Below are 12,530 nucleotides of genomic sequence, written 5' to 3'. Positions count from 1 at the left end.
ATGCGCCGGATCATTGCGACGAGCCTGAGGTTCCGGTCCATCATCGTTGCGATGGCCGCTGCCTTGATGATCGTAGGCAGTGCCCAGCTCAGCACAGCCTCGGTGGATGTGTTCCCCGAATTCGCGCCGCCCAAGGTCGAGGTGCAGACCGCGTGCCTGGGCCTGACGGCGTCGGAGGTCGAGGAACTCGTCTCTGTCCCGATGGAGGAGGCGTTCAACGGGATCGACGGCCTGGACCACATGCGGTCCAAGTCGGTGTCCCAGCTCTCCTCCATCGTGCTCGAATTCAAGCCCGGGACCGATGTCCTGAACGCCCGGCAGATGGTTTCGGAGCGGATGGCCACCGTCATCCCGACGCTGCCCACCTGGGCGGCGCCGCCGGTGATGTTGCAGCCGCTGTCCTCGACAAGCCGGGTCATGAAGATCGGGCTGTCCTCCGACACCCGGTCGTTGATCGAAATGTCGATGATCTCCTACTGGAACATCCGGGCCCACCTGTTGCGGGTTCCGGGCGTGGCCAACGTGGCCATCTGGGGTGAGCGGCTGCAGATGCTGCAGGTGCAGGTGGATCCGGCCAAGCTGGCCGCCAACAACGTCACGCTGGAGAACGTGATGAACTCCACCTCGGACGCTCTGGACGCCGGACTGCTCAAGTACTCCCCCGGCGCCCTGATCGGCACCGGCGGCGCCCTCGAGACGCCGAGCCAGAGCCTGAGCATCCGCCACGTCCAGCCGATCACCGGTCCGCAGCAGCTGGCCCAGGTCGCGCTGGAACAGCGTGAGGGGCAGGAGCCGCTGCGCCTCGCCGATGTCGCCACCGTCGTCGAAGACCACCAGCAGCTGATCGGCGACGCCGTCATCAACGGCGGCCCCGGCCTGATGCTGATCGTGGAGAAGCTCCCCTGGGGCAACACCCTGGAGGTCACCCGCGGTGTGGAGGAAGCCCTGAAGGAGCTGCAGCCGGGCTTGACCGGCATCGCGGTGGACACCACCTTGTTCCGGCCGGCGACCTTCATTGAGGAATCACTCGGCAACCTCAGCGTGGCCCTGCTGCTCGGCTGCCTGCTCGTGGTCTTGGTCCTCAGCGTGTTCCTGTTCCAGTGGCGCACCGCGCTGGTCAGCGTGGCGGCCATCCCGCTCTCTCTGCTGACGGCGGCCCTGGTCCTCTACTGGACAGGAGGCACGGTCAACACGATGGTGCTAGCGGGATTGGTGATCGCCGTCGGGGTGGTGGTGGACGACGCCATTATCGACGTCGAAAACATCGTCCGCAGGCTCCGCCAGCACCGGGCTGCCGGCGGCACCGACAGCGCGGCACGGGTGGTGGTCAACGCCTCGCTGGAGGTCCGCGGCCCGATCGTCTACGCGACCCTGATCATCGTCGTGGCTACCGTGCCGATCTTCTTCCTGGACGGCCTGACCGGGTCCTTTTTCCGCCCGCTGGCCATCTCCTACACCCTGGCCGTGTTCGCGTCCATGCTTGTGGCCCTGACCGTTACCCCGGCCATGGCGTACATCTTCCTGCGCAACGCGAAGCTTGAGGACCGCGACCCGCCGCTGGTCCGGGTGCTCAAGCGCTGGTACGGCGCCGGGCTCCGGCCCATCGTCCGCCGCCCGCTCCCGGGCTACCTGTCGCTGGCGGCGCTGGGCGTAGTGGGCATTGTCGCCGCGCCCCTCCTGGGCCAGTCGCTGCTCCCGTCCTTCAAGGAACGCGACTTCCTGATGCACTGGGTCACCCAGCCGGGAACGTCGAATTCCGAGGAGGTCCGGGTCAGCCAGCTGGCCTGCAAGGAGCTGATGACGGTGCCCGGGGTGCGCAACTGCGGATCCCACATCGGGCAGGCGTTTGCGGCCGATGAAGTGGTTGGCGTCAACTTCGGCGAAAACTGGATCAGCATCGATCCGGCGGCGGACTATGACAAGACCCTCGCCTCGGTCCAGGAACTGGTGGATGGCTACCCCGGCATCCACCGGGACGTCCAGACCTACCTCAAGGAACGTGTCCGGGAAGTGCTCACCGGCACCGGCTACGCCGTTGTGGTCCGGGTGTACGGCGACGACCTCGCGGTTCTCCGGAAGGAAGCGGACAAGGTCAAGAAGATCCTCGGCGGGATCGAGGGTGCTGTCGGTGCGAAGATTGCGCTGCAGGTGGACGTGCCGCAGATCGACGTCGAAGTGAACCTGGCGGCCGCCAACCAGTACGGCCTCAAGCCCGGTGACGTGCGGCGTGCCGCCGCCACCCTGGTGGCCGGCGAGGAAGTCGGCGACGTCTACCGCGACGGCAAGGCCTACGACGTGCAGGTCTGGAGCCCGCCGGAGACGCGCACCAGCGTCACCAGCATCGAGAACCTGCAGATGGACACGCCGAGCGGGCAGCGCATCAAGCTCGCGGACGTGGCCAAGATCTCGGTCAAGCCGACCCCGAACGTGATCGAGCGTTCGGAGGGCTCGCGCCGGCTCGATGTCAGTGCCAACGTCAAGGAAGGCGACCTGGTGAAGGTCGTGGAGGAACTCAAGGGCAACCTCGAGACCGTGGAGTTCCCCACCGGCTACCACGCCGACATCCTCGGCGAGTACGCGGAACGGCAGGCCGCCTCTCAGCGCCTGCTGGTCTTCTCGGTCGGCGCCATCGCGGTGATCTTCCTGCTGCTGCAGGCGGCTTTCCGCAGCTGGCGGCTGGCGACCCTGGTGATCCTGACCCTGCCGGTGGCACTCGTGGGCGGTGTCCTCGCAGCGCACCTCAGCGGCGGGATCCTGTCCCTGGGCTCGCTGGTGGGCTTCCTCACGGTGATGGGCATTGCCGCCCGTAACGGCATCCTGCTCATCAACCACTGCCAGCACCTCGAACAGTTCGAGGGCGTGCGGTTCGGCCCCGGACTGGTGCTGCGCGGCGCGGCCGAGCGGTTGTCCCCGATCCTGATGACCACCCTGGCCACGGCCCTGGCCCTCGTGCCGCTGGTGGTCATGGGCAACATTCCGGGCCACGAGATCGAGCACCCCATGGCCGTCGTCATCCTCGGCGGCCTGGTCACCTCGACCCTGGTGAACCTGTTCATCGTCCCCTCGCTCTACCTCCGGTTCGCCAAGGGCCGCGCGGATCGCGAGCACGGGCTCCATGCGGCCCAGCCGGCCACAGCCGGCTAGCCGCGGCACACAACCCCAAAGAGAGGCGTGTTTCATGTTTCAGCGACGACGGCGGTTCACCGCCTATGGCTCGGCCGCCCTGCTGGTGCTGGCGACGTTCACTGCGACGTCGGCACCGGCGGCCACCGCCGCACCGTCGGGCCAGGAGCTCTGCGGTCCCGGATCGGCGATCAGGTTCGACCGGGATGACTATCCGTCGTCACCGCGGATCGACAACAAGTGGTTTCCGCTGACCCCCGGTATGCAGTTCACCACAACAGGGACCGTCACGGACGCCACGGGCACGAGCGCCCACACGGTGATCCACACGGTGACCGGCCTGACCAAGGTCATCGACGGCGTCAAGACGCTCGTGATGTGGGACCGGGACTACTCCGACGGCGAGCTCACCGAGTCCGAACTGGCGTTCTTTGCCCAGTCGGACAAGGGCGACGTCTGGTTGTTCGGTGAGTACCCCGAAGAGTACGAAAACGGGAAACTCATCGGCGCACCGAGCACCTTCATCAGCGGCATCGACAGGGCGCGCGCGGGAATCGCCATGCAGGCGGAACCGCACCGGAACACCCCCGCCTACGTGCAGGCCTACGCACCGAAGGTGGACTTCCTGGACTGCGGGGACGTGCTGTACAAGAACCTGCGGGTCTGCGTCCCGACGGGCTGCTACAACGATGTGATGGTGATCGACGAGTTCAACCCGCTGGATCCGCCGAGCGTGGGCCACCAGCGGAAGTATTACTCCCCCGGCACCGGGCTCGTGAAGGTCACGGCTTCCGGCGGTGACAGCCAGGAGTTCATGGACCTCGTCAAGATCAAGAAGCTCAGCGGCTCCGAACTGGAGCACGTGAACGCCCAGGCGCTCAAACTGGACCGGCGGGGCTACACCGTGAGCAAGGACGTCTACGCCAAGACGCCGCGCGCCGTCGTCGCTTACCCGCGTACCGGCTCCTGACGGGCGCGGGACCGCAGCCGGCACAGGCCCGCGGTTCCGGCCCCACACGAAAGAGCTCCGGTCAGCCTGGCTGACCGGAGCTCTTTCGTGATGCGGGTGACCGCCGGGATGAAGGCTACTTCACGTCCTCGTCGACCCAGTCCATGGACTTGGTGACGGCCTTCTTCCAGAGGCGCATCTGGCGCTCGCGCTCTGCCTGGTCCATCTTCGGCTCCCAGCGCTTGTCCTCGGACCAGTTGGCGGAGCACTCGCCCAGGTCCTTCCAGAAGCCGACGGCGAGGCCGGCCGCGTAGGCGGCACCGAGCGAGGTGGTCTCGACCACCTTCGGCCGGATCACCGGGACACCCAGGATGTCGGCCTGGAACTGCATCAGCGCGTCGTTGGCGACCATGCCGCCGTCGACCTTCAGCTCGGTCAGCGGCACACCGGAGTCGGCGTTGACGGCGTCGAGTACCTCGCGGGTCTGGAAGGCGGTGGCCTCCAGCGCCGCGCGGGCGATGTGGTTCTTGTTCACGAACCGGGTCAGGCCGACGATCGCGCCGCGGGCGTCCGAACGCCAGTACGGGGCGAACAGGCCGGAGAACGCCGGCACGATGTACACCCCGCCGTTGTCCTCCACGGATGCCGCAAGGGTCTCCACTTCCGGGGCGCTGCCGATCATGCCGAGGTTGTCGCGCAGCCACTGCACCAGGGACCCCGTGACGGCGATGGAGCCTTCCAGGGCGTAGTGCGGGGCGGCGTCCCCGAGCTTGTAGCCGACCGTGGTCAGCAGCCCGTTCTTGGAGTGGACGATCTCCTCACCGGTGTTGAAGATGAGGAAGCAGCCCGTGCCGTAGGTGTTCTTGGCCTCGCCGGCGTCGAAGGCCGCCTGGCCGAACGTCGCCGCCTGCTGGTCGCCGAGGATGCCGGCCACCGGCACCTCGCGCAGGAGCTGGGACGTGTGGACGGTGCCGTAGACCTCGGAGGAGGACTTGATGGCCGGCATCATCGAGGCCGGGACACCGAAGGCGTCCAGGATGTCCTGGTCCCAGGACAACGTCTCGAGGTCCATGAACATGGTCCGCGAAGCGTTGGTGACGTCGGTGACGTGCACGCCGCCGTCGGTCCCGCCGGTGAGGTTCCAAAGCACCCAGCAGTCCGTGTTGCCGAAGACCAGGTCCCCGGCTTCGGCCTTGGCGCGCGCGCCTTCGACGTTGTCCAGGATCCACTTGATCTTGGTGCCGGAGAAGTAGGTCGCCAGCGGCAGGCCCACCTTCTGCTTGAAGCGTTCCACGCCGCCATCTTTGGCGAGCTCGTCCACAATCGCCTGCGTCCGGGTGTCCTGCCAGACGATTGCGTTGTACACCGCCTTGCCGGTGGTCTTGTCCCAGACCACCGCGGTTTCGCGCTGGTTCGTGATGCCGACCGCGGCAATGTCGTGGCGGGTCAGGTTGGCCTTGGACAGTGCGGAGGCGATGACCTCGCGGGTGTTGTTCCAGATTTCGGCGGGGTCGTGCTCCACCCAGCCGGCCTGCGGGAAGATCTGCTCGTGTTCCATCTGGCCGGAGGAAACGATGTTGCCGCTGTGGTCGAACACGATGGCGCGGGTGCTCGTGGTTCCCTGGTCAATGGCGATTACATACTGGTTCATGCTGACGTCCTTGTCGGTTGGGCCTGCGGTTGAAAGTGATGCGTACGGTTGGGTTTCCTAGGAGGCTGCGGCGGTGGCGATGATCGGCACCACGGCTGCCACGACGCCGGCGAGTCCGCCGCCGACGAGCGGTCCGACGACCGGGATCCACGAGTAGCTCCAGTCGGAGGAACCCTTGCCCTTGATCGGGAGCAGGGCGTGGGCGATGCGCGGGCCCAGGTCACGGGCGGGGTTGATGGCGTAGCCGGTCGGGCCGCCGAGGGAGACACCGATGCCGACAACCAGCAGGGCCACGGCCAGCGGGCCCAGCCCGGAGGGGGTCCCGCCGAAGGTCAGGATGACGAACACGAGGACAAAGGTGCCGATGATTTCCGTGACGAGGTTCCACGGGGTGGAGCGGATCGCCGGGCCGGTGGAGAAGACGCCCAGCTTGCTGGCGGGCTCGGGTTCGGCGTCGAAGTGCTGCTTGTGCGCCAGCCACATCACGACGGCGCCCAGGAATGCCCCGAGCAGTTCACCGCCGAAGTAGGTCAGGGTGGAGCCGAAGTCGACGGCGACCCCGGGGGCGTACTCCTTCTTGCCGTTGAGCAGCAGCCCGAAGGTCACGGCGGGGTTCAGGTGCGCGCCCGACTTGGCGGCCACGTAGACACCGGAGAACACGGCAATGCCCCATCCCCAGGTGACCATCAGGAACCCGCCGTTATTGCCCTTGGTGCCTTTGAGCGCGACGTTGGCCACAACGCCGCAACCCAGCAGGGTCAGCATTGCGGTGCCGAATACTTCGGACAGGAAAACTATTCCAAGAGACATCTTTGACTCCTCTATTTTCTGTTGTCAGCCCTTCGCGAGTTTGAAGGGCCGTTGGGCCGGCAGCGGTTTCGCGCTGCCGGCCGGCCACTGCCGGGCCCGCCAGGGGCCCTGCAGTCTTTGCGCCCGGACAAACCCGTCCGGACACGCAAGCTCTAAGCGACCAGGCTGTGGACCTGGACACCGTGGAACCGTTCGAGCACCTCCTGGGCGTGGTTGATCTCTGCGGTCCGCGCGGCGGCGTCCCAGCCCAGCGGGCCGGACAGGACCTCGGCTACCTCGTTCAGCAGCTCCCCGGTCACCAGGCCGCGGAAGGCCAGCGAGGTGCGGCGGATGAGCACGTCAACGAGGTGCCCGAGCTGTTCGTTCTGCGCCATGTACTCCAGTTCCCGCACACTCAGTTCGCGGGTGGAGTGCAGCAGCCGGTCTTCCCCGGCGTCGAGGTAGGCCATGACATCCGCGGCGCGCGTGCCGTAGCGGGTCAGCAGGCCCGCAGTCCGGTCCGCGTCACGGCCAGGTCCCATGTGGGCCTTGATCCAGCGCTGGACGCCGTCCTCGGTGTCAGGGAACCCGGCGCCGCCGCCGATGGCGAGCTTCGCCGTCGAGACTTTCCGCTCCAGGCCGAGCTCGGCGAGCACGTCGTTGCTCAGGTGCTCGGCGAGGGCCCGGAAGGTGGTCCACTTCCCGCCCACGAGGCTGAGCACGACGGCGCCGCCGGCCTTGCGCTGCGCCGAACCCTTGGCGGGGCCGCGGCGTTCGATCCGGTAGTCGCGGCTGACAAAGCCCGGCTGCGTGGCGTCGTGCTTCGGCAGCGGACGGACGCCGGAGAAGGTGTAGACGATCTGCTCCCGGTCCACGCTGATGTCGGGGAAGACGTGCCCGATCAGGTCGAAGAAGTAGTCGATTTCGGCGTCGGTGCAGACGGCGTCCTCGGCCATGTCGGCGTCGACGTCGGTGGTACCGACGAGGACGCGGTCACCCATCGGGTAGATCAGCACGATCCGGCCGTCAGTGTGCTCGAAGAAGATCTCCCGGCCCTGGCAGGCTTCGAGCAGTTCCGGGTGGTCCAGCACGATGTGCGAGCCCTTGGTGCCGCCCATAAAGGCCGAGGCGGCGCCCATGGCCTGGTTGGTCAGGTCCACCCAGGCGCCGGTGGTGTTGACCACCACGTCGGCGCTGAAATCGAAGACCTCTCCGGTCAGTTCGTCGCGGAGCTGGACCGTGCCGGACCGGCCGCCGGCCTCCGCCGTCCCGTCCATGGAGACGAGGGAAAGGTAGTTGCTGGCGCGGGCGCCGTTGCCGCCCGCTTCGCCGGCCTTCTCGCCGTCCTGGAGGACGTCCAGGGTAAGCCGTTCCGGGTTGTGCACGGACGCGTCAAAGTAGGTCGCGGCGTATTTGATGCCCGGGTGCAGCCGGGGCAGCTCGGCGAGGGCGCGCTTGCGGCCGCGGAACTGGTGGCGGGGCACGGTGCCGCCGTCGCGGGAGAAGAAGTCGTACATGCTCAGGCCGAGCTTGATCAGGAAGGCGCCGCGCTCCGTGGGCGCGCCCTGCTGCTTGTGGGTCAGGAACCGCAGCGGCGCGGCGAGGATGCCGGAGAAGGTGCTGAAGATCGGGATGGTGGTCTGCAGCGGCTTGACGTAGTGCGGTGCGATGCGCAGCAGCCGGTTGCGTTCGACCACGGATTCCTGGACAAGGCGGAATTCACCGTTTTCGAGGTACCTGATGCCGCCGTGGATCATGTGCGAGGAGGCGCCGCTGGCGCCCTGGCAGAAGTCGCCGCGTTCGACGAGGGCTACGTCCACGCCCTGCAGGGCCAGGTCACGGAAGGTCCCGACTCCGTTGATTCCGCCGCCGATGATCAGCACCTGCGCGCGCGGCCGGTTCCGCAGCCGCTGCACGGATGTGCGCCCGCTGCTCGACGCCGGATGGCCGGATGAAACCTTGTTTCCCAAAACTGCTCCTTGGGGCTTGGTACTGCGCGGCGCGCCGTCTGGCACGTCGCCGTTCAACACTATTCTTTGGACTAATGGAAAATGGAGTCAAGCACTATGCACAAACGTGCAGATTGGATATGCAATGTCGCCCACCCGCCAGTCCGACGCCCTCCGGGCCGCCCAGCTGTATTACCTCCAGGACCTGACCATGGACGCGATCGCCCGCGAGCTCCGCACCTCCCGGTCGACTGTTTCCCGGCTGCTCTCCGCGGCCCGTGAATCCGGCCTCGTGCAGATCCAGATCCGCAGCCCGCTCGACACCGGCCCCGAACTCGAAGGCATGATCCGGGACGAATACAAGGTCGATGTGCACGTTGTGCCGGTGGTGGACACCCTCAACGAGGCGGAAACGCTGGACCGGGTGGCGATGCAGGCCGCGCGCACCATCGGCCCCCTCGTGGACTCGAACGCCATCATCGGCGTGGCCTGGGGCTCCACACTGAGCGCGGTCAGCCGGCACCTGACCCGGAAGATCACCCATGACAGCATCATCGTCCAGCTCAACGGGGCCGGAAACATGCAGACCACCGGCATCACCTACGCCTCGGACATCATGCGGCGCTTCGGCAGCGCCTACGGTGCCCGGGTGGAGCAGTTCCCGGTGCCGGCCTTCTTCGACCACGCGGCCACTAAGGAAGCCATGTGGAATGAACGCAGTGTTCAGCGCATCCTGCGGCTGCAGGCACGGATGAGCATCGCGATCTTCGGAGTCGGATCGGTCGACGCCGACTACCCCAGCCATGTCTACGCCGGCGGCTACCTGGACGAGGACGACCTGAACGTCCTGGCCAATTCCGACGTCGTGGGGGACGTTGCCACCGTCTTCTTCCGCGCCGACGGCTCCTCCGACGGGATCACCCTGAACGAACGGTCCACCGGGCCGGACCTGGCCCAGCTCCGCCAGGTCCGGCGCCGGATCTGCGTGGTCTCCGGCGCGTCCAAGATCAACGGCCTGCGCGGCGCGCTGGCCGCCGGGCTGGCCACGGACCTGATCCTCGACGAGGCCACCGCCCGGCGCCTGGTCGGAACCGAGCACCCTGCCTGAGGGCCGGGCCGCACCGGCCGGGCCGCCGGAATGGGTAGAGTCGGTGCTATGAGAATTTCCCCCCGGCTGACCCTGAACAACGGTGTCCTGATGGACCGCCTCGGGTTCGGGCTTTACAAGGTCCCGCCCGCCGACGCGGCCGGGCTCGTCACCATGGCGCTGGAGGCCGGCTACCGGCACTTCGATACGGCTGCCATGTACGGGAACGAGACCGGCGTCGGGAAGGCGGTGGGAGCGCTGTCCGCCTTCGACGGCTCCGCCGGCGGTTCCGGCGAACTGCACCCCCGGCTCGCCCGGGAGGACCTTTTTGTGACCACGAAGCTCTGGAATGACGACCACGGCTACGACGCGACGCTGCGGGCCTTCGACACCTCCATCGCCAAGCTGGGCCTGGAGTACCTGGACCTCTACCTGATCCACTGGCCGTGCGCCCGGCGCGGGCTGTACACGGAGAGCTACCGCGCCCTCGAAACGTTGTACCGCGAAGGCAGGGTGCGCGCCATCGGGGTGTCCAACTTCCAGCCCGCGCACTTGGAGCACCTGCTCCAGAGCGCGGAAGTGGTGCCCGCGGTCAACCAGGTCGAGCTGCACCCCTGGCTGCAGCAGGCCGAACTGAGGGCCCTGCACGCCTCGCTCGGCATCACCACCGAGGCCTGGAGCCCGCTGGGCCGTGGCCAGGTACTGCAGGACCCCGTGGTGCTCGAACTCGCCGCGGCGCACCGGCGGACGGCCGCCCAGATCATCCTGCGGTGGCACCTGGAACTGGGCAACGTCGTCATTCCGAAAGCCAGCTCCTACGCCCGGATCCGCGAGAACCACGACATCTTCGGCTTCAGCCTCGGCACCGCGGACCTGGACGCCCTGGCCGGCCTGGAGCGGGGCCACCGCACCGGCTCGAACCCCGACAACGTCAACTAGGATCCGATCGAATGGAACACGTGGCCACCGACCCCTCCCCCGCACCTCCCCTGCTCAGCGCGGAGCTGGAGTCCCGCAGCAGCGCCTCCGCCGTGGACCTGGACGGCACGAGGGTGGCCTACTGGAGCTACGAACCGGTCCGGGAGACCCCTGCGACCCGGACGATACTGGTCATCCACGGGTTCCGCGGCGACCACCACGGCCTGCTCCGCGTGGTCGACCAGCTCCCCGAGATGCGCCTGGTCATGCCGGATCTGCCGGGGTTCGGCTCCTCCGGCGCCTTCACGTCGGGCGGTCACAGCGTGAAGGGCTACGGCCGGTTCATCAAAGACTTCATGTCAGCCCTCGGCCTGGGCCCGGACACCGTGCTGCTGGGCCACTCTTTCGGTTCGATCGTCACCAGCCACTTTGTGGCCGACAATCCCGGCGCGGTCGCCGAACTGATCCTGATCAACCCCATTGCCGCGCCCGCCCTTGAGGGGCCCAAGGGACTGATGACCAAGGCTGCGGTGCTGTACTACGAGGCCGCCGCCCGGCTCCCCCGCCGCCTCGGGAACGCCCTGCTGCGCAACCAGCTGATCGTCCGCGTGATGAGCGAGACCATGGCCAAGACCAAGGACCCGGTGGTGCGGCAGTTCGTCCACGCCCAGCACAGCGCCTACTTCTCCGCCTTCGCCGACCGGGACAGCCTCCTCGAGGCCTTCAAGGCCTCCGTTAGCAGCAACGTCGCCGAGGTGGCCCCGCGCCTAGCGCTGCCGGTGCTCCTGGTGGCCGGCGAGAAGGATGAGATCGCCACGCTCCCGGACCAGCATAAGCTGTTGCCGCTGCTGCCGGACGGAACCCTCGAGGTCATTCCCGGCGTCGGGCACCTGATCCACTACGAAACCCCGGAACCCGCCGCGGGTTTCATCCGACGCTTCCTGAAGGACCACGCCGCGTGAAAATCCTCATTGACGCCCGCTTCACCAGGCTCGACCACCACGACGGCATCAGCCGCTATGGCGCCAGCCTCATCGCGGCCACCGCCAAGATCGCGGACGTCTCCATGCTGATTAGCGACAGCCGCCAGCTGGCGCTGCTGCCCGACGTGCCGTACACGCTCATCAACAGCCCGCTCTCACCGGCTGAACTGTTCGTCGCGGCCAAGGTTAACCCGCTGGGGGCCGACGTGGTGGTCTGCCCGATGCAGACCATGGGCAGCTGGGGCCGCAACTACGCCCTGGTCCTGACCCTGCACGACCTGATCTACTACGAGCACCCCGCGCCCCCCGGGTTCCTCCCGGCCCCGGTCCGGGTGCTTTGGCGGCTCTACCACAAGGCGTTCTGGCCTCAGCGGATGCTGCTGAACCGGGCCGACGTCGTCGCGACCATCAGCGCCACCACGGAGTCCCTGATGGCGAAGTACCGTCTGACGAAGCGGCCGGTGCGGATTGTCGGCAACGCCCCACAGCCCGGGCTCACGCCGCGGGACCCCGGCGCCGGGGCGGACAAGACCCTGCTCTATATGGGCTCCTTTATGCCGTACAAGAACGTGGAAACCATGGTCCGGGGCATGGCCGAGCTCCCGGACATGACCCTGCACCTGCTGAGTCGAATCACGCCCGAACGCCGGGCGGAGCTGGAGGCCCTGGCCCCGGCCGGAGCCAACATCGTGTTCCACAACGGTGTGACGGACGCCGAGTACGAGGAACTGCTCGCCCGGACCACCGCACTGGTCAGCCTCTCCAAGGCGGAGGGGTACGGCCTGCCCCTCGTGGAGGCGATGTCGCACGGCACACCGGTCATCGCCAGCGACATCCCGATCTTCCGCGAAGTCGGTGCGGACGCGGTCAGCTACGTCGATCCGGACTCCCCGGCGGCCTTTGCCGAGGCCGTGCGCGAACTCGAGGTGCCGGAGCAGTGGAAGGACCGTTCCGGCCGGGCCGTGCAGCGTGCGGGCGAGTTCAGCTGGGATGCGTCCGCGCAGCGCCTGCTGGCCGCGGCCGAGGAAGCCGTCGCGCTCCGGAAGCGCCGGTAGTCCCGGTAGTCCCGGTAGTCCCGGTA

General features: G+C 67.5%; 9 protein-coding genes. 6 read left to right on the top strand and 3 right to left on the bottom strand.

The features are described 5' to 3' along the window. Complete coding sequence (locus tag E7Y32_RS13160) at positions 1 to 3,144, top strand: efflux RND transporter permease subunit (protein ID WP_146337493.1); 3,144 nt, start codon at positions 1 to 3, stop codon at positions 3,142 to 3,144. Positions 3,145 to 3,178: 34 nt separating this feature from the next. Next, positions 3,179 to 4,093 (top strand): hypothetical protein, encoded by a 915-nt coding sequence (locus E7Y32_RS13155; protein ID WP_186466989.1) that lies wholly within the window; start codon positions 3,179 to 3,181, stop codon positions 4,091 to 4,093. A gap of 115 nt (positions 4,094 to 4,208) precedes the next feature. On the opposite strand, the gene glpK is transcribed toward E7Y32_RS13155, so the two are convergent. From glpK to E7Y32_RS13140, 3 genes are all read right to left on the bottom strand, one after another. Next, a complete protein-coding gene (gene glpK / locus E7Y32_RS13150; protein WP_146337492.1) occupies positions 4,209 to 5,723 on the bottom strand; it encodes a glycerol kinase GlpK in 1,515 nt (504 codons plus the stop codon). A 57-nt stretch (positions 5,724 to 5,780) separates the two neighbouring features. Beyond that, entirely contained in the window at positions 5,781 to 6,533 is a 753-nt protein-coding gene (locus E7Y32_RS13145) for an MIP/aquaporin family protein (protein ID WP_146337491.1), read from the bottom strand. A gap of 152 nt (positions 6,534 to 6,685) precedes the next feature. Further along, positions 6,686 to 8,482, bottom strand: coding sequence for a glycerol-3-phosphate dehydrogenase/oxidase (locus E7Y32_RS13140; protein WP_146337490.1), 1,797 nt, complete (start codon positions 8,480 to 8,482; stop codon positions 6,686 to 6,688). A gap of 124 nt (positions 8,483 to 8,606) precedes the next feature. Here E7Y32_RS13140 and E7Y32_RS13135 point away from each other — a divergent pair, with 124 nt between their 5' ends. Genes E7Y32_RS13135 through E7Y32_RS13120 form a run of 4 tightly spaced genes read left to right on the top strand, consistent with a single transcriptional unit; the run spans position 8,607 to position 12,504 of the window. Then, entirely contained in the window at positions 8,607 to 9,569 is a 963-nt protein-coding gene (locus E7Y32_RS13135) for a sugar-binding transcriptional regulator (RefSeq protein ID WP_146337489.1), read from the top strand. Between the two features lie 48 nt (positions 9,570 to 9,617). Next, a complete protein-coding gene (locus tag E7Y32_RS13130) occupies positions 9,618 to 10,487 on the top strand; it encodes an aldo/keto reductase (protein WP_146337488.1) in 870 nt (289 codons plus the stop codon). 11 nt (positions 10,488 to 10,498) lie between these two features. Further along, positions 10,499 to 11,428: an alpha/beta fold hydrolase gene (locus tag E7Y32_RS13125; protein WP_146337487.1), complete on the top strand. Its 930-nt coding sequence runs from the start codon at positions 10,499 to 10,501 to the stop codon at positions 11,426 to 11,428. Continuing rightward, positions 11,425 to 12,504 (top strand): glycosyltransferase family 1 protein, encoded by a 1,080-nt coding sequence (locus tag E7Y32_RS13120; protein WP_146337486.1) that lies wholly within the window; start codon positions 11,425 to 11,427, stop codon positions 12,502 to 12,504. Before E7Y32_RS13125 ends, E7Y32_RS13120 begins: the two co-directional genes overlap by 4 nt. Positions 12,505 to 12,530 lie beyond the last annotated feature (26 nt).

Source organism: Arthrobacter sp. UKPF54-2 (genome assembly GCF_007858535.1).
In the GTDB taxonomy this organism is placed as follows: Bacteria; Actinomycetota; Actinomycetes; order Actinomycetales; family Micrococcaceae; genus Arthrobacter.
This window is presented reverse-complemented; position numbering and strand designations above follow the sequence as displayed.